The 26,339-nt window shown below is 59.5% G+C and carries 26 protein-coding genes; 12 read left to right on the top strand and 14 right to left on the bottom strand.

What is annotated here, in order from left to right:
* The first annotated feature begins 2 nt into the window (after positions 1 to 2).
* Positions 3 to 1,676: a DEAD/DEAH box helicase gene (locus tag E4P01_RS19830; RefSeq protein WP_005786445.1), complete on the top strand. Its 1,674-nt coding sequence runs from the start codon at positions 3 to 5 to the stop codon at positions 1,674 to 1,676.
* Positions 1,677 to 1,765: 89 nt separating this feature from the next.
* On the opposite strand, the gene E4P01_RS19825 is transcribed toward E4P01_RS19830, so the two are convergent.
* Positions 1,766 to 2,533, bottom strand: coding sequence for a class III extradiol ring-cleavage dioxygenase (locus tag E4P01_RS19825; protein ID WP_032877127.1), 768 nt, complete (start codon positions 2,531 to 2,533; stop codon positions 1,766 to 1,768).
* Positions 2,534 to 2,637: 104 nt separating this feature from the next.
* On the opposite strand from E4P01_RS19825, the gene E4P01_RS19820 reads away from it, so the two are divergent.
* Positions 2,638 to 3,294 carry a thiopurine S-methyltransferase gene (locus E4P01_RS19820; protein WP_078820704.1) on the top strand — a complete coding sequence of 219 codons (657 nt, stop codon included), beginning with the start codon at positions 2,638 to 2,640 and terminating at the stop codon, positions 3,292 to 3,294.
* A 57-nt stretch (positions 3,295 to 3,351) separates the two neighbouring features.
* Here E4P01_RS19820 and htpX read toward each other — a convergent pair whose 3' ends face one another.
* Positions 3,352 to 4,239 (bottom strand): protease HtpX, encoded by an 888-nt coding sequence (gene htpX, locus E4P01_RS19815; protein WP_005786451.1) that lies wholly within the window; start codon positions 4,237 to 4,239, stop codon positions 3,352 to 3,354.
* Positions 4,240 to 4,543: 304 nt separating this feature from the next.
* A complete protein-coding gene (locus E4P01_RS19810) occupies positions 4,544 to 5,755 on the bottom strand; it encodes a pyridoxal phosphate-dependent aminotransferase (RefSeq protein WP_003189906.1) in 1,212 nt (403 codons plus the stop codon).
* 202 nt (positions 5,756 to 5,957) lie between these two features.
* Here E4P01_RS19810 and msrB point away from each other — a divergent pair, with 202 nt between their 5' ends.
* Together msrB and E4P01_RS19800 are read left to right on the top strand one after the other, a co-directional pair.
* Positions 5,958 to 6,356 carry a peptide-methionine (R)-S-oxide reductase MsrB gene (gene msrB, locus E4P01_RS19805; RefSeq protein WP_005786454.1) on the top strand — a complete coding sequence of 133 codons (399 nt, stop codon included), beginning with the start codon at positions 5,958 to 5,960 and terminating at the stop codon, positions 6,354 to 6,356.
* Between the two features lie 74 nt (positions 6,357 to 6,430).
* Positions 6,431 to 6,916, top strand: a complete 486-nt coding sequence (locus E4P01_RS19800) for a glutathione peroxidase (RefSeq protein WP_216090950.1) — start codon at positions 6,431 to 6,433, stop codon at positions 6,914 to 6,916.
* 22 nt (positions 6,917 to 6,938) lie between these two features.
* On the opposite strand, the gene E4P01_RS19795 is transcribed toward E4P01_RS19800, so the two are convergent.
* Complete coding sequence (locus E4P01_RS19795) at positions 6,939 to 9,248, bottom strand: response regulator (RefSeq protein WP_216092231.1); 2,310 nt, start codon at positions 9,246 to 9,248, stop codon at positions 6,939 to 6,941.
* A gap of 164 nt (positions 9,249 to 9,412) precedes the next feature.
* Here E4P01_RS19795 and E4P01_RS19790 point away from each other — a divergent pair, with 164 nt between their 5' ends.
* Positions 9,413 to 10,303, top strand: a complete 891-nt coding sequence (locus E4P01_RS19790; protein ID WP_032877123.1) for an ATP-binding protein — start codon at positions 9,413 to 9,415, stop codon at positions 10,301 to 10,303.
* Positions 10,300 to 10,782, top strand: coding sequence for a GAF domain-containing protein (locus tag E4P01_RS19785; protein ID WP_032877122.1), 483 nt, complete (start codon positions 10,300 to 10,302; stop codon positions 10,780 to 10,782). The genes E4P01_RS19790 and E4P01_RS19785 overlap by 4 nt, the downstream gene beginning before the upstream one ends.
* 67 nt (positions 10,783 to 10,849) lie before the next feature.
* On the opposite strand, the gene E4P01_RS19780 is transcribed toward E4P01_RS19785, so the two are convergent.
* The 7 genes from E4P01_RS19780 to E4P01_RS19750 form a co-directional block, all read right to left on the bottom strand.
* Positions 10,850 to 14,485, bottom strand: a complete 3,636-nt coding sequence (locus E4P01_RS19780) for a transporter substrate-binding domain-containing protein (RefSeq protein ID WP_078820706.1) — start codon at positions 14,483 to 14,485, stop codon at positions 10,850 to 10,852.
* Between the two features lie 8 nt (positions 14,486 to 14,493).
* Positions 14,494 to 15,120, bottom strand: a complete 627-nt coding sequence (locus E4P01_RS19775; RefSeq protein ID WP_005786466.1) for a response regulator transcription factor — start codon at positions 15,118 to 15,120, stop codon at positions 14,494 to 14,496.
* A gap of 269 nt (positions 15,121 to 15,389) precedes the next feature.
* Positions 15,390 to 15,770, bottom strand: a complete 381-nt coding sequence (locus E4P01_RS19770) for a response regulator (protein WP_032877121.1) — start codon at positions 15,768 to 15,770, stop codon at positions 15,390 to 15,392.
* Between the two features lie 169 nt (positions 15,771 to 15,939).
* Entirely contained in the window at positions 15,940 to 17,271 is a 1,332-nt protein-coding gene (locus tag E4P01_RS19765) for a deoxyguanosinetriphosphate triphosphohydrolase (RefSeq protein WP_005786469.1), read from the bottom strand.
* A 163-nt stretch (positions 17,272 to 17,434) separates the two neighbouring features.
* Entirely contained in the window at positions 17,435 to 17,773 is a 339-nt protein-coding gene (locus tag E4P01_RS19760) for a hypothetical protein (protein WP_032877120.1), read from the bottom strand.
* Complete coding sequence (locus tag E4P01_RS19755) at positions 17,770 to 18,174, bottom strand: phage holin family protein (RefSeq protein ID WP_005786473.1); 405 nt, start codon at positions 18,172 to 18,174, stop codon at positions 17,770 to 17,772. The genes E4P01_RS19760 and E4P01_RS19755 overlap by 4 nt, the downstream gene beginning before the upstream one ends.
* 2 nt (positions 18,175 to 18,176) lie before the next feature.
* Positions 18,177 to 18,491 carry a YqjD family protein gene (locus tag E4P01_RS19750; RefSeq protein ID WP_216090951.1) on the bottom strand — a complete coding sequence of 105 codons (315 nt, stop codon included), beginning with the start codon at positions 18,489 to 18,491 and terminating at the stop codon, positions 18,177 to 18,179.
* A gap of 345 nt (positions 18,492 to 18,836) precedes the next feature.
* On the opposite strand from E4P01_RS19750, the gene E4P01_RS19745 reads away from it, so the two are divergent.
* On the top strand, positions 18,837 to 20,045 hold the full coding sequence (locus E4P01_RS19745; RefSeq protein ID WP_032877119.1) for an ammonium transporter: 1,209 nt from the start codon (positions 18,837 to 18,839) through the stop codon (positions 20,043 to 20,045).
* Here E4P01_RS19745 and E4P01_RS19740 read toward each other — a convergent pair.
* Positions 20,032 to 21,768, bottom strand: coding sequence for a monovalent cation:proton antiporter-2 (CPA2) family protein (locus tag E4P01_RS19740; RefSeq protein ID WP_143508419.1), 1,737 nt, complete (start codon positions 21,766 to 21,768; stop codon positions 20,032 to 20,034). The two genes, E4P01_RS19745 and E4P01_RS19740, sit on opposite strands and share 14 nt — an antisense overlap.
* A 153-nt stretch (positions 21,769 to 21,921) precedes the next feature.
* Here E4P01_RS19740 and E4P01_RS19735 point away from each other — a divergent pair, with 153 nt between their 5' ends.
* From E4P01_RS19735 to E4P01_RS19725, 3 genes are all read left to right on the top strand, one after another.
* On the top strand, positions 21,922 to 22,158 hold the full coding sequence (locus tag E4P01_RS19735) for a glutaredoxin family protein (protein ID WP_216090952.1): 237 nt from the start codon (positions 21,922 to 21,924) through the stop codon (positions 22,156 to 22,158).
* A gap of 74 nt (positions 22,159 to 22,232) precedes the next feature.
* Positions 22,233 to 22,568, top strand: coding sequence for a hypothetical protein (locus E4P01_RS19730; RefSeq protein WP_003189932.1), 336 nt, complete (start codon positions 22,233 to 22,235; stop codon positions 22,566 to 22,568).
* 69 nt (positions 22,569 to 22,637) lie between these two features.
* Positions 22,638 to 23,528 carry a pseudouridine synthase gene (locus E4P01_RS19725; RefSeq protein WP_078820732.1) on the top strand — a complete coding sequence of 297 codons (891 nt, stop codon included), beginning with the start codon at positions 22,638 to 22,640 and terminating at the stop codon, positions 23,526 to 23,528.
* Positions 23,529 to 23,583: 55 nt separating this feature from the next.
* Here E4P01_RS19725 and E4P01_RS19720 read toward each other — a convergent pair whose 3' ends face one another.
* Positions 23,584 to 23,805, bottom strand: coding sequence for a YgdI/YgdR family lipoprotein (locus E4P01_RS19720; RefSeq protein ID WP_005786486.1), 222 nt, complete (start codon positions 23,803 to 23,805; stop codon positions 23,584 to 23,586).
* 79 nt (positions 23,806 to 23,884) lie between these two features.
* Positions 23,885 to 24,487, bottom strand: a complete 603-nt coding sequence (mobA, locus tag E4P01_RS19715; protein WP_216090953.1) for a molybdenum cofactor guanylyltransferase MobA — start codon at positions 24,485 to 24,487, stop codon at positions 23,885 to 23,887.
* Positions 24,488 to 24,563: 76 nt separating this feature from the next.
* Between mobA and moaB the strand changes: the two genes are divergently transcribed.
* Entirely contained in the window at positions 24,564 to 25,103 is a 540-nt protein-coding gene (gene moaB, locus E4P01_RS19710) for a molybdenum cofactor biosynthesis protein B (RefSeq protein ID WP_032877117.1), read from the top strand.
* A complete protein-coding gene (gene glp / locus E4P01_RS19705; protein ID WP_148852292.1) occupies positions 25,087 to 26,313 on the top strand; it encodes a gephyrin-like molybdotransferase Glp in 1,227 nt (408 codons plus the stop codon). Before moaB ends, glp begins: the two co-directional genes overlap by 17 nt.
* Positions 26,314 to 26,339: the final 26 nt, after the last annotated feature.

Below are 26,339 nucleotides of genomic sequence, written 5' to 3'. Positions count from 1 at the left end.
CCATGACCCAGGAAACCGGCGGCTTCGCCGCTTTTAATCTTAACCCGAACATTCTCGCCGCTGTCATCGCGACTGGCTACGAAGAACCTTCGGCTATTCAGCAGCAATCGATCCCGATCATCATGGCCGGCCAGGACATGATTGGCCAGGCGCAAACCGGTACCGGTAAAACCGCCGCGTTCGCCCTGCCTATTTTGCATTGCATCGATCCTGCCAAGCGCGAGCCGCAAGCCCTGATCCTGGCGCCAACCCGAGAGTTGGCGCTGCAAGTAGCAACCGCTTTTGAAACCTACGCCAAGCAAATGCCAGGCGTAACCGTTGTGGCCGTTTACGGCGGCGCGCCGATGGGCCCACAACTCAAGGCTATCCGTAACGGCGCACAGATCGTTGTCGCCACCCCGGGCCGTCTGTGCGACCACCTGCGTCGTGACGAGAAAGTCCTGTCGACCGTGAACCACCTGGTTCTGGACGAAGCTGACGAAATGTTGAAGCTGGGCTTTATGGATGACCTGGAAGTCATCTTCAAGGCACTGCCACCGACCCGTCAGACCGTATTGTTCTCGGCTACCCTGCCGCAGTCGATCCGTGCCATTGCCGAACGCCACCTGCGCGATCCGCAACACGTGAAGATCCAGACCAAGACCCAGACCGTTACCGCGATCGAACAGGCTCACCTGTTGGTTCACGCTGACCAGAAGACCTCGGCTGTATTGAGCCTGCTGGAAGTCGAAGACTTCGACGCCCTGATCATGTTCGTGCGCACCAAGCAAGCGACCCTGGACCTGGCCAGTGCCCTGGAAGCCAAAGGCTACAAAGCCGCTGCGCTGAACGGTGACATCGCCCAGAACCAACGTGAGCGCGTGATCGACTCCCTCAAGGATGGCCGTCTGGACATCGTTGTGGCGACCGACGTTGCTGCCCGTGGCCTCGACGTTCCACGTATCACCCACGTGTTCAACGTTGACATGCCGTACGATCCAGAGTCCTACGTTCACCGTATCGGCCGTACCGGTCGTGCGGGTCGCGAAGGTCGTGCACTGCTGCTGGTGACTCCGCGCGAGCGCCGCATGCTGCAAGTGATCGAGCGTGTCACCGGTCAGAAAGTTGCCGAAGTACGCCTGCCGGATGCCCAGGCCGTTCTTGATGCTCGCATCAAGAAATTGACCAACAGCCTGGCGCCATTGGTGGCTGACGCTGAATCGACCCACGGCGACCTGCTGGACCGCCTGACCGCCGATATCGGTTGCACCCCGCGTGCCCTGGCTGCAGCCCTGCTGCGCAAAGCGACCAACGGTCAAGCCCTGACCCTGGCTGCCATCGAGAAAGAGCGCCCACTGGTACCGAACAACGCCCCACGCGGTGATCGTCCAGAGCGTTCCGGCGACCGTCCAGAGCGTGGCGATCGTGAACGTCGTGCTCCGGTTCCATTGGCTGAAGGTCGTGCTCGTTGCCGTACCGCGCTGGGTGCGCGTGACGGTATCGCTGCCAAGAACCTGCTGGGCGCTATCCTCAACGAGGGTGGCCTGGCGCGTGAAGCCATCGGTCGCATCCAGGTACGTGACAGCTTCTCCCTGGTGGAGCTGCCGGAGGATGGCCTGGAAAAACTGCTGGCCAAGCTCAAAGACACTCGCGTTGCCGGTAAGCAGCTCAAACTGCGTCGCTACCGCGAAGATTGATCCGCCTCTGGGCTGATTGATCGCACATAAAAAATCCCCGACTGGTTCGGGGATTTTTTTTGCCTGGGATTTCAGGCTGTGCACTTGCGTTAGCCAAAGCGGTAGATGTCCATGCCCAAGGCGCCGAGGGTGAAGCCCTGATGCGCCACGCTGAAATCACCGCCGGCACCCCGCGCAAAGTACAGCGGCAACAAATGCTCGTCGCTGGGGTGGCTGCGCACTGCATGGGGCGCCAGGAGGCGATAGTCATGCAAGGCTGTTTCGTCACCGGCAGCGAGTTTTTCGACCACCCAGTCGCGAAAGGCTAGCGCCCATGGCGTGATGGTTTCCGGCCCGGCGCGCCAGTCCAGCTCACCGAGATTATGGGTGATGCTGCCGGAGCCGATCAGTAGCACACCTTGATCGCGAAGGCTGCAGAGGGCGTGTCCAACCCGGGTTTGAAAAGCCGGGCCCATGCGGCTTGGCAGGGAGACTTGCACCACCGGAATATCCGCCGCCGGGTACATCAGCGACAGGGGCACCCAGGTGCCATGGTCGAAGGGCCGTTGGTTGTCGACGCGTGCAGTCAGGCCGTCAGCCTGCAATAACTCGACAATTTCATTTGCCAGCTGTGGATCACCCGGCGCAGGGTATTGCACCGCAAACAGTTCGCGAGGGAAGCCGCCGAAGTCGTGCCAGGTTTCGGGCGCGGCGCTGCCACTCACCAGTAACTCGTGGCTTTCCCAATGCGCCGATACCACCACAATCGCCTTGGGCCGTGGCAACGCGGCTGCCAGGGCCTGCAGCGCCGGGCCGCTGGCACCGGGTTGCAGGGCCAGCATCGGGGAGCCATGGGAGATAAACAGGCTGGGGAGCATAAGAGGGGTCCTGAAGAATAATATGGCGCTATCTTCATTCAGATTATTGATCGAGATCTAATATAAGATTTAGTGTCTTTTAATCGATTTTTTCAAGGTGATGCATGGACGCAAAAATTTGGCAGGAACGCTGGGCAACCAATCAGATCGGTTTTCATCAGTCCGACGTTAATCCTTACTTGCAGCGGCATTGGTCAACGTTGGGTCTGGCTGATGGTGCCAGGGTTTTCGTGCCTTTGTGTGGCAAGAGCCTGGACATGAAGTGGTTGGCGGATCGCGGGCATCGCGTGATGGGTGTGGAGGTGTCTGATCAAGCCGTTGAGGCGTTCTTCAGCGAGCAGGGGCTTACGCCGCAGATCGATCAGAGAGGCGTGTTCAAGGTGTATCAGGCGGGCCTGATCGAAGTGTGGTGCGGTGACTTCTTCGCCCTTGACGCAAGTGCCGTGGCTGATTGCACGGCGCTGTATGACCGTGCGGCACTGATCGCCTTGCCGCAGCCAATGCGCTCGCGATACACCGAGCATCTCGATACCCTGCTGACCCCCGTCTGTGAGGGGTTGTTGATCACTGTCGACTACGACCAGGCACAAAGGGCTGGCCCGCCTTTCGCCGTCCCGGATGAGGAAGTGCAGTCGTTGCTGGGCCCGCACTGGAATGTGGTCACGCTGCAAGAGCGGGACATTTTGAGTGAAAGCAGCAAATTCAAGGCGGACGGCGTTACTCGGCTTGATGAGCGTGTTTATCGGCTGACCAGGCGGTAAATCACGCCCACGAAAAAGGGGCGATTCAATCGCCCCTTTTTTGTCTTGCCTGGGTTATCAGCCCCGACGACGCAGTGCGTCGATCCGCTCTTCCAGCGGCGGATGGCTCATGAACAGGCGAGCCATGCCCTGTTTGATGCCACCGTTGATGCCAAAGGCCGTCAGGCTGTCCGGCATATGCACCGGCAGGCCCTGTTCGGAGCGCAAGCGTTGCAGCGCGCCGATCATTGCGCTGGTGCCCGCCAGGCGTGCGCCGGCTTCATCTGCGCGGAACTCGCGTTTGCGCGAGAACCACATGGTGATCGCGCTGGCCAGGAAGCCCAGCACCAACTCGGCGAAGATGGTCGCCACGAAGTAGGCAATGCCGCGACCTTCTTCGTTCTTGAAGATGACCTTGTCGACAAAGTTGCCGATGATCCGCGCAAAGAACATCACGAAGGTGTTCACTACGCCCTGTACCAGCGCGAGGGTGACCATGTCGCCGTTGGCCACGTGACCGATCTCGTGGGCCAGCACCGCCTTGACTTCATCGGGCGAAAAACGCTCCAGCAAGCCCTGGCTTACGGCCACCAGCGCGTCGTTCTTGTTCCAGCCGGTGGCGAAGGCGTTGGCCTCATAGGCAGGGAAAATCCCCACTTCGGGCATTTTGATGCCTGCTTCTTGAGATAGCTGCTCCACGGTTTGCATCAGCCATTGTTCATGGCGAGTGCGAGGTTGAGTGATGACCTGGGTGCTGGTACTCATCTTCGCCATCCACTTGGAGATGAACAGCGAAAACAGCGAGCCGGCAAAACCAAAGACCGCACAGAAAACCAACAGCTGATTGAGGTTCAGGTCAACCCCGTTGGCCGCCATGAACCCGTTGAAGCCGAACAGGCTCAGGGTGATGCTGGCAATCAGCACGACCGCCAGGTTAGTGGCCAAGAACAGCAGGATGCGCATCATGGTTGTAGGGTTCTCCTCATGCTTAATATGTCGCGTACTGCGGGGTATATAAGGTGCCGCATGGGGTGATTCAACCGAGCGACTATTTCAAACTGTGTCCTACAGCATGAACGTAAGGCCCTGAAGGGATTTTCCGACCTGTATTGTCGGCCATGACCGGCGTGAGTTTGCCTTGCCGCCCCGTGATTATAGGGGGCACGCCTCAGGCAGGGGCTGAGTGAACTACCACCGCGCGTAAGCGAGAAAGAAGTGTTGCCAGATAATCGCTGTACGACCCAATGTGAGTCGTACAGCGTCAATTTCCTTACTGGCGATAGGACTTCAGGAAGTTGCCGATGCGACCGATGGCCATTTCCAGGTCATCCACACGTGGCAAAGTCACCACGCGGAAGTGATCCGGCCATGGCCAGTTGAACGCAGTGCCCTGGACCACCAGCAGCTTTTCCGACAGTAGCAGGTCGAGCACGAACTTCTCGTCGTTGAGAATCGGGCAGACTTTCGGGTCGATCCGCGGGAACGCATACAACGCGCCCATAGGCTTCACACAGCTCACACCGGGGATCGCGTTGAGCAACTCCCAGGTGCGGTTGCGCTGCTCCAGCAGGCGACCCTGGGGCAAGATCAGGTCATTGATGCTCTGGTAGCCGCCGAGGGCGGTCTGGATGGCGTGCTGGCTCGGCACGTTGGCACACAGGCGCATGTTGGCCAGCATGTCGATGCCTTCGATGTAGCTCTGGGCATTATGCTTGGGGCCGGAAATGGCGATCCATCCGGAGCGGAAGCCCGCCACGCGATACGACTTGGACAGGCCGTTGAAGGTCAGGCATAGCAGGTCCGGAGCCAGGGAGGCGGTGCATATGTGAACGGCGTCATCGTAGAGGATCTTGTCGTAGATCTCGTCGGAGAACACTACCAGGTTGTGCTGGCGTGCCAGTTCAAGCATGCCCAGCAGCACTTCCTTGGAGTACACGGCGCCGGTAGGGTTGTTCGGATTGATGATCACCAGCGCCTTGGTGTTGGGGGTGATCTTGGCCTTGATGTCGGCCAGGTCCGGAAACCAGTCGGCGCCTTCATCACACAGGTAATGCACCGGATGGCCGCCAGCCAGGGTCACGGCAGCGGTCCAGAGCGGATAGTCCGGTGCCGGCACCAGCACTTCATCGCCATTGTTGAGCAGCGCCTGCATCGACATCACGATCAGCTCGGACACGCCGTTGCCCAGGTAGATGTCCTCGATGCCGACACCTTCGACCTGCTTCTGCTGGTAGTACTGCATTACCGCCTTGCGTGCACTGAACAGGCCCTTGGAGTCGCTGTAGCCTTGGGCGGTCGGCAGGTTGCGGATCACGTCCTGGAGGATTTCGTCCGGCGCTTCGAAACCAAACGGCGCCGGGTTGCCAATGTTCAACTTGAGGATGCGATGGCCTTCCTCTTCCAGGCGCTTGGCGTGCTTGAGCACTGGGCCGCGAATGTCGTAGCAGACGTTGGCGAGCTTGTTCGATTTGCTGACCTGCATGGCGATGTGATCCTGAAAATGAACGATTCAGACGGCGTAGGCACTACCGTAGGGTGAATCCTGCGCGGTTCGCCCCCATAAATACGTTTGAATGCCGATGGCGCGGGTGCCAGACTGGCGTTTTGAAGAGGCGCAATCATACGTGCCGCCTGATCCATGGAAAAGACACAGATCAGGGTTTTTCAGTTGCCGAGGTGTACCGATGGAAAAGTTGCAGAAAACCGTTGATGAGTGGAAGGCCATGCTCGACCCTGAGCAGTACAACGTGTGCCGCCTCAAGGGCACCGAGCGGCCTTTCAGCGGCAAGTACAACGGCACCAGGACCGACGGCGTGTATCACTGCATCTGCTGTAATGAGCCGCTGTTCGATTCGACCACCAAGTTTGATTCCGGCTGCGGCTGGCCGAGCTTCTACGCGCCGATTGCCGACAGCGCGATGATCGAAATTCGTGACGTCAGCCACGGCATGATTCGTACCGAAGTCACCTGCGCCAAGTGCGACGCACACCTGGGGCATGTGTTCCCGGACGGGCCGCCGCCGACGGGCCTGCGCTACTGCATCAACTCGGTGTGCCTGGACCTGGTGCCGCGCTCGGCTTGAAGCGATAAACAGGCCCGAATGCCAGTCGGTCAAGCGTACGCGTATCACTTCTTCCCCTGAATTGAGGCATTGCCATGAGCAACTCCCTGCTGAGCATCCCTTGCACCACCATCAAGGGTGAGCAAAAGACCCTGGCCGATTTCGCCGGCAAGGCCATTTTGGTGGTCAACACCGCCAGCAAATGTGGCTTCACCCCCCAGTACAAGGGCCTGGAGCAACTTTGGCAGCGCTACAAGGACCAGGGGCTGGTGGTGCTGGGGTTTCCCTGCAACCAGTTCGGCAAGCAGGAACCGGGTAACGAAGGCGCGATAGCCGAGTTCTGCGAGCTGAACTTCGGTGTCAGTTTTCCGCTGTTCAAGAAGGTCGACGTCAATGGCAGCGATGCCCACCCATTGTTCGTACAGTTGAAAAAGCAGGCCCCGGGGCTGCTGGGCTCCAAGAATATCAAGTGGAACTTCACCAAGTTCCTCATCGGCCCCGACGGCAAGCAGGTCAAGCGATTTGCGCCAACGACCAAGCCACAGGACCTGAGCCAGGAGATCGAAGCCTTGCTCAAATGACCACGATAGTGCGGGCGCAGCCTCAGAGGCTTGTCGTCGTCGGTACCCACAACTCCAGCAGCGCATGGAGCTCTTCGCGGCGAAACGGCTTGGCCAGGTAATCGTTCATGCCCGCCGCCCGGCAACGCTCGCGCTCTTCGGACAGGGCATTGGCGGTCAAGGCGACAATGGGCAGGTCTGGCCAGCGCCCGCTACGGCGAATTTGCCGGCTGGCCTCGTAGCCATCCATCACCGGCATGTTGCAGTCCATCAGCACCATATCGAAGCGCTGGTCCTCAAGCAGCTTGAGCGCTTCCCCACCATGGGCAGCCATAATCACCTCACACCCCAGCTTGCTGAGCATCCCCTTGGCCACCAGTTGATTGACCGCGTTGTCCTCCACCAACAAGATGCGCGCGCGGTGAGCCAGCGGCGCGGCTTCCATCTGGATCGGGTCGAGGATCGGTTGCGTGCTGCTGCGCAGGTTGCGTTGCAGGATCTGGTACAGCGCGTTACGGCTCAATGGGCGTGCTTGTTGCTGCAGCGGTGCCAGCGCCGCGACTTCTTCACTGGGCATGAAGTTGCCATAGGCGGTGACCAGCAGAATCGGCGCGCTGATTGCCGGGCGCAAGCGGAACAAGCATTCAGGGCAGTCGGTAATCAACAGGTCAGGGGCCAGTGCGCTCAAATCATCGTCTTGGGAATAGCACCTTGGTGTCAGCCCCCAAGAGGGCAGCAGGGTGGTGAGCAGCTCTGTCAACCCGCCACCGGCATGGGTGATGGCGATTACATCACCTGTGAGCGGTGTATAGCGCGTGGCAGGTAAATGGGTGGGTAGCGGGAGGTCGGCGCAGAACTGGCTGCCAAAGCCCACCTCCGAGCTGATACTCAAGCGGCCTTGCATGGCTTCACACAGATTGTGCGTCAAGGCCAGTCCCAAACCCGTACCGCCAAATTGACGGGTGATGCCCGCACCGGCCTGGGTGAAGGGTTGGAAGATTTTCACCTGGGCTTCCTGGGCGATACCGATGCCGGTATCACAGACTTCAATATTGACCCTGCCTTCCAGGGCACGCAGGCGCACATCGACCCGGCCGAAGCGCGTGAACTTCAAGGCATTGGAAAGCAGATTACTGACGATTTGCCGCACCCTGGTCGGGTCGCCGATGACCTGGGCGGGAAACTGTGGATCAATCAGGCACGTCAGCTCGACACTCGGCGCTGCATTCTGCGACAGCAGGTTGGCAGTGTCTTCCACCAGTGAGCCCAGGTCGAAGGGGATATGTTCCAGTTCCAGTTGGCCGGCATCGAACTTGGACAGATCGAGAATATCGTTGAGCAATTCGACCAGCACTTTGCCCGAGTCATGGGCGATCGACAGTTGCTGGCGCTGCTCGGCATTCAGTGGGCTGTCGAGCGACAGTGCAATCATCCCCAGCAGGCCATTGAGCGGCGTACGGATTTCATGGCTCATATTGGCCAGGAACGCGGCCCGTGCCTGTGCCATCCCCAGCGCGGTCATCCTGGCTGCTTCCAGTTCATCATTGGATTGGCTTAAGCGTTGGTTGCTGGCCTTGAGTTCAAGGGTGCGCGCCGAAACGATATTTTCCAATTGGCCCAGGTATTCGGTGAGGCGGTCCTCGGCGTGACGCCGCTGATGGATCTCGGTTTCCATGTTTTCAAATTGCTGGTTGGCGACGTCGACCAATACGCCGATTTCGTCGTGCTCATGCCCCGGCGGGCAATCCAGGCGTGCCTGTTTGCGGGTACTCAACTCTCGGATAATACGTACCAGCGGTTGCGTGAGCATTACGTAGAATAAGCCCAGCAAGATCCCGGTCAGCAGCAGGCTGCGGGTAAATCCGTTGAGCAGGGTGATCTCGGCGCGATGCAGGAAACGGCTGCCAAAGGCATAGGTATCAACGTCGAGGCGCAATACGCCGAGGGATTCGTTGGGCATATGGTTGAGAAACAGTCGGTCCTCGAACTGACGATTGGCGCCAAACAGAAAATCGCTGACCGGACGATAGTTGCTTTCTTTGCGCGGGCGGTTGACGTCGGCCAGCACCGCGCCATTGTTGTCGATCAGCTGCGCACGGGTGATGGCAGGGGAGTGCAGCAGGCCCAGGGTCAGCTCCTGGGCGAGTTCGGCATCGATGTTGTAGGCGATACGCGACGCGGGGTTATGGCTGATTTCAATCAGTGAGCGTATTTCACGGTTGATGGATGCGTCTTCACTGGCATAATCAATGCCGATTTGGATCAGACTGAGCAAGGTTCCCAACACGAAACCGACCAGCACAGTCAATCTGGCTTGTTTATAAGACAAGCGGTGGGCGAACTTGATATCCATCGAGTGTTGAACCACTTCACGTTTCCTTTCGCCCGGCAAGCATAGCTGAACATCCCCAAGCTTCTGCTTGCCGGGCACGAATCGTTTTTTGACGCAGCCTCATGCGGTCTGCCGCAGGGTTGCCAATACGCCATCTTTTACAAGAACTTGCCAGAGGAATAATCATGGATTCTCGATTGAATGCCTTCCTTGAGCGGGCCGACGCCGTACTTGCTCGCCTGGAACCCTTATTGCCGGCCCCGCGCCAAGCCATCGACTGGCGCCAATGCCTGGCCGCTCGTTGGCAGCGTGAAGGTCGCAGTGGCTTCCTGTTGCCGCTGGAAGTGAGCCTGGATATGCGCTTGTCGGACCTGATTGGCGTCGACAAGCAACGTGAACAACTGGCGCGTAATACCCAGCAGTTCCTCGATGGCCTGCCCGCCAACCATGCGCTGCTGTGGGGTTCTCGCGGCACCGGCAAGTCTTCCATGGTGCGCGCCTTGCTGGCTCAGCACGCCACGGCGGGTCTGCGCTTGATCGAAATCGAACGCGACCACCTGGCCGACCTGCCGCGCGTGGTCGAACAGTTGATAAAACTGCCGCAGCGCTTCATTTTGTTTTGCGATGACCTCTCGTTCGAAGCCGGCGAAGGCGATTATCGCGTGCTCAAAAGCGTGCTGGACGGCTCCCTGGAGCAGGCGCCGGAAAACGTGCTGCTGTATGCCACGTCCAACCGCCGTCATCTGGTGCCGGAGAACCAGAGCGACAACGACAACTGGAAACGTGTGGATGGCGAGTTGCACCCGAGCGAGGCGGTAGAGGACAAGATTGCCTTGTCGGACCGTTTTGGCTTGTGGCTGTCGTTCTATCCGTTTTCCCAGGAGCATTTCCTGGATGTGGTGGAACACTGGATCGGCGAGTTGGCCGGCAAGGCCGGCTTGCAGTGGCAGCGCGATGAGCAGCTTGATGTACTCGCGGTGCGCTGGGCCACAGGGCGCGGTAACCGCAATGGCCGTTGTGCCTATCAGTTTGCCCGTTACTGGGTAGGTCTTAAATTGCTGGAACGTCAACCATGATCGATTTGCAACAGGCCGGCAGCGGTCTTGATGGCTACGCCATGCTGTGTGCACAACTGGAGTCATTGCTGGCGGATGAGCGTGACTTTATTGCCAACAGTGCACAGTTTTCTGCGTTTCTGTTCAACCAGCTCGATGACCTGAACTGGGCAGGCTTTTACCTTAATCGCAATGAAGAACTGGTGCTTGGGCCGTTCCAGGGTCAGATAGCCTGCGTACGTATCCCGTTCGGCCGTGGCGTATGTGGCGCTGCTGCGGCTTCACGACAAACCCAGCGAGTAGAGGATGTGCATGCGTTCCCAGGCCATATCGCCTGTGACAGCGCCTCGAACAGTGAGTTGGTGGTGCCATTGGTCAAAGACGGTCAGCTGATTGGCGTGCTTGACCTCGACAGTCCCTCGCTGGCCCGTTTTACACCTCAGGACCAGGCAGGGATTGAACGGCTGGCGGCGATTTTCCTGCGGCTGACCGACTGCTGAACCTGGGAGCCACGGCAGAGGAGTGCAGGAGCGAGTGACTCGCTCCTGCCGTTGCGGGCCCGGGCGTTTATTGGCCTTGCAGCTCGGCCAGTTGAATCTGCAGCATCCTCTCCAGTTCCAGCATGAGATGCTCCAGCGCCTTGATGCCGGTTTCAATGGTTGCCCACTCTTCATTGCGAGCGCAGGTTTGCTCCAGCGCTTCGCATTGCCCAGCCAATGAATGGGCCTGAACGATACGGGCAGCGCCCTTGATTTTGTGGGCTTGTTCAATGATCTCGGGGGGGTGGGCCTGCCGATTCAACAGCGTGACAAGCGCCTGACGGTCGTCACGGCTGCTGCTCAGCAGCTCCTCCAGCAGGCGTCGACTCAATTGCGGGTCGCCGCCGGTCAACGCTTGCAGGCACTCGAGGTTCAGGCGCTGGTTCGCAGGTTTGGGAGCGATTTGCGCCAGTTGCCGTTCCAGTACGGTCAGGCTGATGGGCTTGAACAGGCAGTCATCCATGCCGGCCTGCACGCAACGTTGTCTTTCCTCTGGCTGGGCGTTGGCAGTAAAGCCCAGCACCACACAAGGTACCAATTGCTCGCGTTGCTCATATTCACGGATTGAACGGCTCAGCTCATAGCCATTCATGATGGGCATGTTGCAATCGGCGATCACCAGGTCGAAATGCTCCTTGCGCCAGGCCTGGAACCCTGCAGCACCGTGCTCGGCGGCAGTGAATTGATGACCCAGGTAGCCCAGTTGCTGGCACATCAGCAGGCGGTTCGCCGGGTGGTCGTCTACCACCAGTACATTCAGCACCCGAGTGGCGGCCGGTGCTTCAGGCTGTTGCTCACCCACCACCGTGATCGTTTGCAGGCGGGGTACGCTCAGGTTGACGTGCACCTGGGTACCTACCATGGGCACGCTGCTCAGGCTCAACTGGCCGCCCATCATGGCGCACAGGCTGCGGCAGATCACCAGCCCCAGCCCCGCGCCGCTCCTGGCCAGTTGACCGGAATTGTCCGCTTGGGCAAAGGGTTCGAACAGACGCAGTTGATCCTCCCTGCTGATGCCGATGCCGGTGTCTTCCACCACCAGCTTCAGCTCGATCTGCTCCGGTGCCTGGGTCGGCTGTACTTCCACTTTGATCTTCACCTGGCCTTGCTCGGTGAACTTGATCGCGTTGCTCACCAGGTTCGACAGTACTTGCTTGAAGCGCAGAGGGTCTATCAGCACTTCGATATCGTTCAGGTCGGGCTTGAATTCCAGCAGCAGGCTGAGGGTTTTCTGGCGTGCCAGACCGTCGAAGACACGCACCACCGACTCAATCACCTCGCGCAGGTTGACGCGCTCCGGCGCCAGGCTGAGACGGCCGGACTCGATACGCGCGATGTCCAGGATGTCACCGATCAACTCCAGCAGATCCTTGGCCGAGTTGTACGCCACTTCGATGGCCGGGCGGTCGAGATGCCCTTGATCGGCGCGCTTGAGCGTCAGTTCGAGCATTCCGATCACGGCGTTCATGGGCGTACGGATCTCGTGGCTCATGGTGGCAAGGAACGTGCTCTTGGCGCGATTGGCCTCATCGGCCCGCTCTTTGGCGGCGCGTAGCTCATCAAACAACTCGCGTCGGTCGCTGATGTCGATCCAGCCGCCGATGATGCCCTGGACTTCGCCTGTGGAGTCGCGGTACGGCAGGATCCAGTGATAGATCGTCAGTTTGCGCTCGTGGATATGCAATGTGCGATCCAGGATCAGCGGAATGCCCTCGGCCACTACGCGCAGATAGTCGGCATGGTATTGCGCCGCCTCCGACTCCAGGGCCATGCTCATCTGGGTGACGCTTTTGCCGATCACGTCTTCGCGTTTGACGTCGAATACCTGCAGGTAGCTGTCGTTGCAGGTTTGCAGCAGGCCGTTGCGGTCACGCACGTAGATCGGATGGGGGGTTTCATTGACCAGCGCACGCATGAATTCGAATTGGTCGTTCAGGGCCCGTTCGGCCATTTTGCGGTGTTTTATCTGGCGCCGCATGTAGGCGTTCCAGGTCAGGGAAATCAGTAGCAACAGCCCGGTACCGATGATGATTCGAGATATCAATTGATGGTAGTTGCGCCAGTAGCTGTCGGACGCGGCGGTGTAACCCCGCCAACGACTGTTGATCACGCCCATTTCATCCGGGGCGATGCTGAGCAGCGCCTTGTCGAGGATTGAGCTCAGTTCCGTGGCGTGGCGCGATGTCGCCAGGGTATAAGTTGCCGGCGTAGTGCCAATGCTGGCGCTGATCTGCAGCTTGTCCTGAAAAGCCTTGGAAGACAGCAGGTAGTTGGCGATCACCAGTGTGCTCACTGCGCCATCCACTTGGCCCTGTGCGAGTAACTCCGATGCCCTGAAAGTATCACTGGTTTCGACCAGGTGAACCTGGGGGAAATCGTTGGTCAAGGTCTCGATCAAGGGGTTGCCCTGGGTTATCGCCAGGCGCTTTCCTGCCATTTGTGCGATGTTCGCGGGCGGCCCTGGCTCCTTGCGTGTCAACAATACGTAGGAGTTTTCCAGGTAGGGTCGGCTGAAATTGAGCTGCGAGTCCCTTGTGTTGCTCGGCACAATGGCCCCGATCATATCGACCTTCTGGCTGGTGACCTGATCGATCATCGCGTTGACATCACGCCCGCGTACAATCGAAAAGCGTAGGCCGGTGCGCAGGCGAATCAGCTCCAGGAGATCGGCGGTAATGCCGCGAAAGTTGCCGTCCGCATCGAAGAACGTGAGAGGCGCGAAGGTTTCATTGACGATCACCTTGACCACCGGATGCTCTTTAAGCCAGCGCTCTTCGCGTTGGGTCAGTTGCAATTTCTTGTCGGTGAGCAGGATATCGCTGCCGGCGCTCCAGCGTTTGGCGATGCTGTCTCGTTCGGTGATGGGGACCGCAGCCAGGACCGCGTCGACAATGCTCAGCAGCACGCGGTTATCTTCACGCATGGCGAAGCTGAAACCATAAGCCTCATGCTTGCCGAAATTGGCCATGCGGATGTTTTTGAGATAACCCTTGTTGATCATGTAGTGGGTGGAAATGGTGTCACCCAGAAACACATCCGCCTGGTCGAAGGCCACCGCATTCAAGGCGTTCTGATAAGACGGATAGGCGCGGATGATGGCCTTGGGGTACAGCTTTTCTACCTCATTGAGCGGCAGGTAATGGTAGACAAGGCTCAAGCGCAGCCCGTCCAGGCCCTCGTTGAGGCTACGGGTTTCTCCCTCGCGGGTGACCAGTACCGGTTGGTCCACGGCGTAGGGTTCAGAGAGGATAAGGTTCGGTGTCGCAGCCTCAAAACCGTTGGATGAGCCCAACAAGTCGATTTCCCCGGTTTCCAAGGCTCGAATGGCAGCATCCCGGGACGGGTAGCGCATTACATTGACCGGCAAGGAGAGTGCTTTGGCCAACAACCCCGCGTAATCGGCGGTCAGCCCTTCATAATCATAGCCGCTGGACGTCAGGTCGAATGGCGGGTAATCGGGCGCGGAGGTGCCCAGCACCAGTTCGCGTTTGTTCTGTAGCCACTGGTGCTGAGCCTTGTCAAAATGAGTGCCGAGTTGAACGGCTCCCGCACGACTCAATAAGGTGAAGCGTTCCGGGTTTGTTTGGTGCTCTGCGAGCACGGCAGTGCTGAAGTACAGACCGGCACTCAATATAATCAGATAGTCCTTTATACGCCTGGGCATCCGCTTTCTCACACTAGCGCGTTTCGTTTTGCCATCTCGATGAGTTCTACCAAGGATTTGGCTTTGAGTTTTTGCATTAACCTCTTTTTATAAGTACTGACAGTCTTGTTGCTCAAAAACATGCCTTTGGCTATTTCCTTGTTAGTGCGGCCTTGTGCAAAAAGTTGCAAGACCATCAGCTCCCGGTCATTGACTGTCTTGAACAGTTCCAGTTCTTGTACATCCAGGCCTTCCGTTCCGGGGCCGTTCAACGCCTGGCTGGGGAAGTAGTTGTAGCCGGACAGGACCGCACGGATGGCGCTCAGCAACTCGCTCAAGTCCCCTTCCTTGCACACATAGCCCTCGGCACCCGAGCGCATGCATCGCGTTGCAAACAGCGTAGGGCATTGCGCCGTGAGCACGAGGGTTTTCATCGAGGTGTTCATGGCGTTGAATCGGCAGAGCACCTCAAGGCCGTCGAGTTTCGGGATGCTGATGTCGAGAATCACCAGGTCTGGAAGGCATTCGCGGACCATCTGTATCGCATCGCACCCATTGTCTGTTTCGCCGACGACCTTGTAACCCTCATGCTCCAGTAACATTCGAATGGCAAGCCGGATTACCGGGTGGTCATCGATAATAAAAACTGAGTTCATAATCACATTCCATGCTGGTGCAAATAAAGCGGGCACATTAGCTCAGAAGATGAGGGCTCAGCATGAAGCTCACAGGGAGTAAATGCAAAACAGGAAAGTTCCTACGTTTAATAAGGCAAAAGCCTACAAGTTGTTAGGGGGGCGTTACAGGGTATATCAACAATTTGAAGGTGGTTGCGCCAATAAACGGGGCCTTGGATTTTACGACGGGCCTTATAGTGTTTTTCATTGAAAATGATGTTTAAGTTCCTACATGAGAGAGTTAAAAATTAACCTATTAGCCTTTCCAGCTCATCTTTGTTCAAGGGCTTGGACAAATAGCCAAGCAGTGGAAGACGTCGTTGCAAGGCTTGCCTGCTCAGGTTGATCAATTCCTGTGTGGGTAAGCCGCTTAACAGAATGGCGCCAGTGATGAAGCGCTGGCGGTTGGCGATTTCGATCAGTTCAAGCCCCGGCAGGTCAGGCAGGCATTGGTCACACAGCATCAGGTCGAAGGGGTGTTCGGACCGACTCATCGTGTGTATGGCCTGCTCGGCATTTTCCACAGGTGTCAGTTGCTCGAAGCCGAAGCTTTTGAGCAGGCACTGGGTGGCCAGAAGTTGAAAAGGGTGATCCTCCACCAAAAGAATACGAAGAGAGTGTCTGGGCATAAAAGTGCACACAGTGATGCAAGCGTCGATGGGGGCGGTAGGAATTGCGCGGCTGGCCCGTTAGGAGCGTGCGTGATTATTCTTCGGGTGCCTGTACGAATTCGATCAGGCCGCTCTGTTCCCATCGTAGGGCGATTCGTTTCAGGGAACGGGCGGCTTGATCGGATCGTTATTGAGGGCTGGAGCGCCCGGTCATCTCCCGTGCCATTTCAGTGGCGTAGCTGTCGGTCATACCGGCGATGAAGTCGATCATCCGCAGGAATGAGGCGTGCAGCGGCCAGGCCGGATCCGGCGCGCTATTGCCGAGCAAGTCCAGAATGCGCCGATTCTTGAATGACGGCGTGCGCCCGCCATGTTGTTCAAGGGCCGCGCCGCAGAAGGCGTTCAGCAGGATTTCCAGGGTGGTGTAGGCGCCGATTTCGTGCAGTGTCTTGCGCTTGTCCTGGAAGATCTTCTTGCGCGCCATGTCCTTGGCATCCAGCACACAGCGCTTCGCCGGCCCGTGCATATGCTCGACCAGATCGCCCGGCAGCGTGCCGGCGAGCAGGGCGTCCTGCTGTTCGACAAAGGCCTGCGCCGCTGCATTGGTCAGGTGCTCAATCGCTTTGCCGCGCAAGATCGCCAGCTTGCGGCGCCGAGAGTCAAGCGGGCCCAATTGGCGGTACGTCTGCGGCAAGTCATCGCCCACCAGATCAAGCAACAGCGACTCGACTTCGGCGTACTGCAGCAGCTCCATTTCCAGGCCGTCTTCCAGGTCGATCAGCGCATAGCAGATGTCGTCGGCCGCTTCCATCAGGTATACGAGCGGGTGACGGGCCCAGCGTTGCTCTTCAAGCTGGGGCAGGCCGAGCTTATGGGCGATTTGCTCCAGAATCGGCAGCTCGCTCTGGTAACAGCCGAACTTGTGCTTCTTGTAGCCCAGCGAGTCGGCGTGGCGGGCGGTCCAGGGGTACTTGAGGTACGTCCCCAAGGTGGCGTAGGTCAGCCGCGTGCCGCCGTCGAACTGATGGTATTCAAGTTGGGTCAGTACCCGAAAGCCCTGGGCATTGCCTTCGAAGTTGAGAAAGTCATTGCGTTCGGCGCTGCTCATGTCGTCCAACCAGCCGCGCCCGGCGGCCTGTTGGAACCAGTGGCGAATGGCATCCTCGCCGGAGTGTCCGAACGGCGGGTTACCGATATCGTGGGCAAGGCAAGCCGATTGCACCACCATGCCCAGGTCGCTCGGGTCGCACCAGTCGGGCAGGGCGCCGCGCAACGTTTCACCCACGCGCATACCCAGGGAGCGGCCGACGCAACTGACTTCCAGCGAATGGGTCAGGCGCGTGTGGATATGGTCGTTGCTCGATACCGGATGCACCTGGGTCTTGCGGCCCAGGCGCCGGAACGCGCCGGAGAAAATAATGCGGTCGTGGTCTTTGTGAAAGGGGCTGCGGCCCAGTTCTTCAGGGCTGTGCAGAGGTTTTCCCAGGCGTTCGCGGTTCAGCAGGGTGGGCCAATCCAAGGCAACTACTCTCCGTTCGGTGAATGACATCCGCCAGCTTCCCGTTTCCGGCGTGGCGGAGCAAGCAAAAATCTACAGGTCGGCGGTGCGGGCGAAAAAAGGCCCGGCACCCGTTGACGAGGGCCGGGCCACTGGTATCGGCACGCTAAACGCCGGCAAAGGTTTAACTTTTGCGCGAGCCTTGCATGGCCAATTTGATCAATGGGATCAACCCTGCACCCAGCCGCACCAGACGTGTCACGCTGCTGATACTGCCGCCCTTGGCGCCCTTGCCGGTGAAAAAGCCCATCAGCGTCACCGCCGCCACGCCCCACAGTGGCGCGTGCTTGATGCCCAGGCTGTCCTGCCAGTTGTGGCGCATGTTGCGCATTTTCTGCAGAGGGGCCATCAGTTGCTGGGACTCATGACGGATTTCCTGGCGGTGCATTTCCATGCGCAGGCGGATCAGCGTCTTGCGCATTTCCCGGCGGGAGGTATTTTTCGGGATCTCGGTCATGCTCATGGCAGCAGGCGCTCCCGGTCGTTGGCCAGCTCTTCGAGCGTGGCGTGGAAGGGCGTGGATTCATCGAACACCGCGGCTTTCAGGCGCACACCGCAGAAGGCCGCGGCCAGGCTATAGAACACGCAAAGGCAGATGATCCCCGTCAGGCGGTAGCCGGTATCCCACACCAGGATCATCACCAGCGTCGACAACCCTACCAGCAACAGCAGGGCGAACACCAACGCCAGACCGGCAAACAACAACAGGCTGACAGTGCGGGCCTTTTGCTCCTGCAATTCGATGCCAAACAACTCGACATGGCTGTGCAGCAAGCCCAGCACAGCGGCGCCCAGGCGTCGGGAGGTGGAACCGCTTGCCGAAGAATGTGCGCTCGTTGATGAGCTGGATTCGCCGATAGACATGATTAGCGCCTTGTAGCCAGCAGACCGATCAAAAAGCCCACGCCGGCAGCGATGCCGACTGACTGCCATGGGTTGGCTTGCACGTAGTCTTCGGTGGCGGTGATGGCCGCCTGACCGCGCTCGCGCAGGGAGTCTTCGGTCAGTTGCAAGGTCTCGCGGGCCTTGAGCAGGCTCTCGTGGATCCTGGTGCGCAGTTCGTCGGCCTGATCGCCGGCCAGCACTGCGGTGTCGTCCAGCAACCTTTCGGTATCACTGACCAGGGTTTGAAAATCCGCCATCAGTATCTCTTGAGCAGTCTTTGCTGTTTTACCGGCCATGGTTGTCTCCGTGTGTGGCTGATCTGTACGTGTGGTTTCGAGTCGCGGCGTTCGCTGAAGGTTCACTGCAATTGTGTGGTACAGCTTTTGCTTTGCATTGGTGCGCAGGCTCAGAGGCCCGCGCCGAATATGGGCGGTCGGGGCGCAAGCCTTGAAAAACCTTACCCTAAATAACTAAAACCCGCGGAAAAACCCTGTCGGCAACGGTCAGTTGTGTTGATCGCTGCGCTAAAGCGGTTCGTGCCCTCCCAAGAGGGACGAAGCCGGTGGTACCCATTTAGTGCGCCAACCCTCAGCTTGAACCGATTTGGTGCTTTTTGCCTTGATGCAGGCCTGCCAACCTCCATGGAAAATCTGCAAAGTGCGGTGGATACACTCGTCCACAGTTCCAACACCCTGTTTATCCTGATTGGCGCGGTCATGGTCCTGGCCATGCACGCCGGTTTTGCCTTCCTTGAAGTCGGCACGGTGCGCCAGAAGAATCAGGTCAACGCCCTGTCGAAAATCCTCAGCGATTTCGCCATCTCCACCCTGGCCTATTTCTTTATAGGCTATTGGATCTCATACGGTGTGAGCTTCATGCAACCGGCAGCCGTCATCAGCGCCGATCATGGCTATGGCCTGGTGAAGTTTTTCTTCCTGCTGACCTTCGCCGCGGCGATCCCTGCGATCATTTCCGGTGGCATAGCCGAACGTGCGAAGTTTGCGCCGCAGTTGTGCGCCACTGCACTGATCGTGGCGTTTATCTACCCGTTCTTCGAGGGCATGGTGTGGAACGGCAATTTCGGTCTGCAAGCCTGGCTGCTTGCAAGCTTTGGCGCCAGTTTTCACGATTTTGCCGGTTCCGTGGTGGTGCACGCCATGGGAGGCTGGCTGGCGCTGGCGGCGGTGTTGCTGCTGGGGCCGCGCAATGGACGTTATCGCGAAGGGCGCCTGGTGGCGTTTGCACCGTCGAGCATCCCGTTCCTGGCGCTGGGGTCGTGGATCCTGATCGTGGGATGGTTCGGCTTTAACGTGATGAGTGCGCAGACCCTCAACGGGGTCAGCGGCCTGGTGGCCGTCAATTCGTTGATGGCCATGGTTGGCGGTACCGTGGCCGCGCTGGTGATCGGCCGTAACGACCCAGGATTCCTGCACAACGGCCCCTTGGCCGGGCTGGTGGCGATCTGCGCAGGTTCCGACCTGATGCATCCGGTGGGCGCGCTGGTCACCGGAGTAGTCGCAGGCGGCTTGTTTGTGTGGTGCTTTATCGCCGCCCAGGCACGCTGGAAGATCGACGATGTGCTGGGCGTATGGCCGTTGCACGGCTTGTGTGGCGTGTGGGGCGGCATCGCCTGCGGCATCTTCGGGCAGGCCACCCTGGGTGGGCTTGGCGGCGTCAGCTTGATCAGCCAGTTGATCGGCACCGGCCTGGGCGTGTCGGTGGCGTTTGGTGGCGGCTTGCTGGTGTACGGCGTGATCAAGCGCGTGCAAGGGCTGCGCTTGAGTCAGGAAGAGGAGTATTACGGCGCGGACCTGTCGATCCACAAGATCGGTGCGGTCAGTCAGGATTGATCGGCGCTTGTTCATCAGTGTGTGGCGGCGGATAAAACCCGTGCAGCAAGCGATAGTGGTTCTGCCGCACTTCATCCACCCGAGCCTGTACCTGTTGGTCCGGCAGGCCCAGCAGGATCAGGGCGTGGGACGCGAGCATCAGGCTTGACTCAAGCAACTCGGGCACCACTTCGCTGGCCCCCGCGGCCTTGAGTTCAGCCAACTGGCTGTCATCACGGGTGCGCACCAGGATCGGCACCTGTGGGTTGATCCGTCGCGCTTCCTTGAGCACCACCAGGGCGACATCGCTGTTGTCGACGGCGATCACCACCAACCGCGCGCGCTCCAGGCCCACGGCACTGAGCAAGGCACCCCGGCGGCAGTCGCCATAATGCACGCTGCTTTCCTCGGTAGCGGCCTCCTGCACCCGTTCGGGGTCGTCATCCAGGGCGATAAACGCCTGGTGCTCGCGGCGCAAAAACCGCCCGATCGATTGTCCCACCCGACCATAACCGCAAATCACCGCGTGCCCGTGCAACTGAGCGTTGAGCGCGGTGATGTGCTCCAGTTGCACTTGCTGGTTGGGCTTGCGATGCAGGCGCAGGGCAATGGCCGGCGCTGCGCGCAACAGCAGCGGCGTCAACAGCATCGAGCAGAACGTGGCGGCCAGTAGCAGGCCGTTGAACTCATCCGGAATCAACCGGCTCTGCTGCATCTGCGCCATCAGCGCGAAACAGAACTCGCCACCCTGGGCCAGGGCCAGGCCGCTGCGCCAGGCGGTTTCAGTGTCGCTGCCACGCAGCTTGACCAGTACGGCCACCACAGAGCCTTTGACCAACATCAGCGTAAGGGTCAGGCCGAGGATCAACAGGCTGTGGCTGACGAATAACTGCAGGTCGATCAACATGCCGATGCTGACGAAAAACAGCCCCAGCAGAATGTCGCGAAACGGCCGGATATCCGCTTCTATCTGGTGACGATAATGACTCTCGCCCAGCAACATACCGGCCAGAAACGCACCAAGGGCAGGGGACAGGCCGAGCAGGTGGGTGAGCCAGGCGGTGAGCAAGACAATTACCAGCGCCAGCAGCACGAACAACTCTGCGGAATGGGACGCGGCGACCTCATGGAACAACCGCGGCAGCAACCAGCGGCTGGCGAATAACAGGCCGACGAACAACACCACGGTTTTGCCCAGGGTCAGCGGCAATGCCCAGTACCAGGCTTGGTCACTGCTGCCGGCAAACACCGGCACCAGTGTCAGCAGCAATACCGCCACCACATCCTGGAACAGCAGCACGCCTATCGCATTCTGGCCGTGGCTGCTGAAGATCTCCCCAAGACTGGTCAGTTCCTTGCTGACGATGGCCGTGGACGACAACGCCAACCCTGCACCCAGTAACAGCGCGATGCCCGGCGCCAGGCCCAAGCCCATCAGCGCAGCGCCGAGCAGGGCGCCGCATCCCAACACCTGCAAACTGCCCAGGCCGAACACCACGCGGCGCAGGGCGAACATTTTCGACAGGGAAAACTCCAGGCCCAGGGAGAACAGCAGAAACACCACGCCCATCTCGGCCAAGTCCGGCAGGTCCTCGTTGTCGTTCACCCAGTCCAAAGCAGTCGGCCCCACCGCCAGGCCCACGCACAGGTAGCCCAGCACGGGCGGCAGTTGCAGCCGGCGAAACAGCGCAATCACCACCAGGGATGAGGCCAGGATGATCAGCAGGTTGGCAAACACAGGCATCTCCATTGCAGGTGGACGGGCAAAAAGCCGCGAGAATCGCTGAATCAGTTATAGGCCATGGTGACCTGGGTCAGGTGTTTTGTCGGCAATGGGATTTCACGGCGCGAGCGGGTTTAGAATGGTCACTTGTTTTTCTGACCGGGTTCTTTCGTCATGCCTCCTGAATGCCAGCTGTTCGGCACCCTGGGTTGCCATCTGTGTGAAATTGCCGAAGCCGAAATCATGCCGCTCGTCGAACACGGGCTGCTGGTGGAGTTGGTGGATATCACTGAGCCAGATGACCTGACAGAAGACTACGGCCTGCGGATTCCGGTGCTTCGCCGCATGGACACCGGGGCGGAACTGGACTGGCCGTTCGACACCGGCCAGGTCGTTGCCTTTCTGCGCTGACGTTTATCCGATGGCGGGCTTGCGAATATTACGTTACTGTATATTCGTACAGCGATTGAATAGAGGGAACGCCCGTGGTGAATGTTGAACAATTGAAAAGCAGCGTCAATCGCATGTCCGCCGATGTGGTGCGCGACGCGGTCAACGAGCTGCGCCTCGATGGGCTGGTCACGGAAGGCAAGACGCCCTTCAACAAAGTGCATTTCAACACCTGCTTTGCGGAAATCGAGGCGCTGTTCCAGCGTGCCGGTTATCACAAACAGTTGGATGTGGTGGGTTATCAAGGCTTGCTCTACGCGCTCTATGATCCGGGCCGTTGGGAAGCAGTGGACGTACTGCGCTGGCTCAAGGAGTTCACCGAGGCGGCGAGCGCTTCGCCGGTGCTGCGGGCCCAACTGGCCAAGGCATGAGAACGGCCCTAGGCGCAATCGCGCTCCATGCGGGATAATGCCCGCCTGTTTCCAGGTTCGAGCATTTGCATGTCCACTTCCGGTTTTTCCGCTGCCCAGCACCAAGCCAGCACGTTGTATCTGCCACCGGGGCCTTGGGCAACGGTGATCGACTGCCTGTGCGATCACTTCCCGGCCATTGGCCGTGAGCAGTGGCTGGACCGCATTGCCCGGGAACGAGTGCTGGATATCAATGGCAGCCCGATCAGCCTGGGCCTGGCCTACAAGGAAGGCCTGTGCATCTATTACTTTCGCGAAGTACCCAACGAAAAAGTGATTCCGGTACAGGAAACTATCCTGTACGCCGATGAACATCTGGTGGTGGCGGACAAGCCGCATTTCCTGCCGGTGACTCCCGCCGGCGAGTACGTTGAGCAAACCCTGTTGCGTCGCCTGATCCGTCGCCTGGACAACCCCGCCCTGGTGCCGTTGCACCGCATTGATCGGCACACGGCGGGGCTGGTGCTGTTCTCGGCCAACCCGCAAAGCCGCTCGGCGTACCAGCAACTGTTTCCCACGCGGCGTATCGACAAATTCTACGAAGCCATCGCCCCGGCCCTGCCGAATCTGAGCTTTCCCCTGGTGCATAAAAGCCGCCTGGTGGATGGCGAACCCTTCTTTCGGATGCAGGAAGGGCCGGGCGCCAGCAACACCGAGACGGCCGTTGAAGTGCGCGAGAAAAAGGGTGGTTTATGGCGTTACGGTCTGTTCCCGGTGACCGGCAAGAAACACCAACTGCGCGTACACATGACTGCCCTCGGGGCGAGTATCTGCAATGACCCGTTCTATCCCGAGGTGGTCAAGGACGCCGAGGACGACTACGCCCACCCCCTGAAGCTGCTGGCCCAGGGCGTGCGTTTCATCGACCCTCTAAATGGTGAAGAACGCAGTTTTCACAGCCGTATCACCCTCGACTGGTAAACGCCGCAAACGACAAGGCCCGCGCGAGGCGGGCCTTGTTGGCAAGCGTTAAGGCTTACAGATCTTTAACGGTGCGAACCTGGTCTTTATTGATGCGGGTGCGCTTGCCGTCAAGCTGTTGGAATTCGTAGAAACCCGAATCTTCGTCAAATTTCGGGGTGTCGACGGCCTGGATTTCGCGACCGTCATTCAGGGTGATCACTGTTGGCGAGGCGCAACCGGCGAGGGTGGCGAGGCCCAGTGCAAGCATGAGAGCGGCGATGGTCCGTTGAGTCATGAGTTTGTCTCCGAGAAAATACTTATAAATTGCTGACCTTGTGACGTATGGGACGTCGGCAAAGTTCCTTGTGAAAGGCTCATTCTGACACGCCAGCCCGTGGGTGCAACAGCTCGGGCGTATTAAGATTGGCCAGGCGCGGGTCATCGGCCGGGCATTCCAGGCCGACGCCACCCAGTTGCAGCAGGACCTTGCGCGGGCTGCGTTCACCCGCTTGCCAGGCCCGTTCCACCTGATCTCTCAGGCCTGTTGGGATAATGCACAGCAAGGGTTCCCAGAACTCGCCATGACGCACCATGACGGGAACCTGCGGATTGCGTTGGGCAATCTGACGCAAGTCGGCCAGCAGTCGCTCATCAATCTGCGGCACATCGCACGGCAAGATCAGCAGATGTTCATGGCGTGCAGCGAAGAGTCCTGCTCGGATACCCGCCAACGGGCCGGGAAAGTCCGGGCTGTCATCACTGACCAGTTGGTCGGCATAGGGCGCGTAGTGTTCAAGGTTGCGATTGCACGAGATGATCAGGTCATCCGTGAGCGGCCTGGCCAGCCGTTGCAGGTGGGCAATCAAGGGCTCGCCCCGCCATTGAAGCAGCCCCTTGTCCTGGCCGCCCATGCGTTGGCCACGACCACCGGCCAACAACAGAATCGAACAAGGCAGGGGTGAAGATTCAAGAGACATGGCGGTTCCACTGCGGCAGGTAAAGAGGGGCCTGTGATATAACATCGGGCTGTTTTTTCGACAACTGGACCGAGCCATGAAAGCCAAGGCCGATGCGCCCTTTGTACCCCTGAATATTGCTGTATTGACCGTCAGCGACACCCGCACCCTGGACACCGACACCTCCGGCCAGGTCTTCGTCGATCGCCTGACCGCCGCCGGCCACCATCTGGCCGAGCGCGTGCTGCTCAAGGACGACCTCTACAAGATTCGCGCCCAGGTTGCCCACTGGATCGCCGAAGACGTGGTGCAAGTGGTGCTGATCACCGGGGGCACCGGCTTCACCGGCCGTGACAGCACCCCTGAAGCCGTGAGCTGCCTGCTCGACAAGCAGGTCGATGGCTTCGGCGAACTGTTCCGCCAGATCTCCGTGGCCGATATCGGCACCTCCACCGTGCAATCACGCGCCCTGGCCGGCCTGGCCAATGGCACCCTGGTGTGCTGCCTGCCGGGCTCCACCAATGCCGTGCGCACCGGTTGGGACGGCATCCTCGCCGAGCAACTGGATAATCGTCACCGCCCATGCAATTTCGTCCCGCACCTGAAGCAGGCCCAACCCTGTGAATCCCGTGGATAAGCCGGGCAAGACCGGCGCACTGATGCCGGTGGAAGCTGCCTTGCAGCGGCTGCTCGCCATGGCGGAATCGGCGCCGATCCGTGACCAGCATGTGCTGCCCCTGGCGCAGTGCGATGGCCGCGTACTGGCTCAGGACCTGATCTCGACGCTCGACCTGCCGCCGTGGCCCAACAGTGCCATGGACGGCTACGCCGTGCGCCTGGCGGACTGGACCGGGGAACCGCTGGTGGTGAGCCAACGGATTTTCGCTGGCACTGCGCCCGAGCCGCTGGCGGCCGGCACCTGCGCACGGATCTTTACCGGCGCGCCGGTACCTGAAGGCGCAGACTGCGTGCAAATGCAGGAAAACGCGGTGGTTCATGCCGATCAGCGCGTGAGTTTCACCGAGCCGTTACGGGTGGGCGACAACATCCGACCACAGGGCCAGGAGACTACGGTGGGTGAGTGCGTACTCAGCGCCGGAACGCGCCTGGGGCCCATCGAGTTGGGCCTGGCTGCGTCTCTGGGGCGGGATCGGCTCGATGTGGTGCGTCGCCCGCGCGTGGCCGTGCTGTCGACCGGCGATGAATTGATCGAGCCAGGCTTGCCGTTGGGCCCGGGACAGATCTACAACAGCAACCGTCGCGTGCTGTGCAGCTGGCTGGCGCGCATGGGCTGCGAAGTGATCGATGCCGGGATTCTGCCGGATGATCTGGAACAGACCCGCACGTGTCTGGCCGGCCTGGGCAGTGTCGACCTGATTCTGTCTACCGGCGGTGTGTCGGTGGGCGAAGCGGACTTCCTCGGCATTGCCTTGCGTGAAGAGGGCGAGTTGGCGTTGTGGAAGCTGGCGATCAAGCCAGGCAAACCGCTGACCTTCGGGCATTTTCGTGGCGTGCCGGTGATCGGCCTGCCAGGTAACCCGGCCTCGACCCTGGTGACCTTTGCGCTATTGGCGCGCCCGTACCTGCTGCGCCGCCAAGGCGTGGCGCAGGTGCAGCCGCTACGTTTCGAGGTGCCGGCAGGATTCGACTGGCCCAAGCCTGGCAACCGCCGCGAATATCTGCGCGGGCGTATCGAGCAGGGCAAGGCGATTATCTATCGCAACCAGAGCTCCGGGGTGCTGCGCAGTGCGGCGTGGGCGGAGGGGTTTGTGGAGGTGATGGAGGGGACCACATTGGCCATTGGCGACCGGGTCAATTTCATCCCCCTGAGCGAAGTCCTGAACTGAACACAGATCAAAAAATGTGGGAGGAG

Origin of the sequence: Pseudomonas sp. NCIMB 10586, assembly GCF_023127895.1 — a bacterium.
GTDB lineage: Bacteria > Pseudomonadota > Gammaproteobacteria > Pseudomonadales > Pseudomonadaceae > Aquipseudomonas > Aquipseudomonas synxantha_A.
The sequence above is the reverse complement of the archived record's forward strand: the minus strand, read 5'-3'. Positions and strand labels throughout refer to the sequence as shown.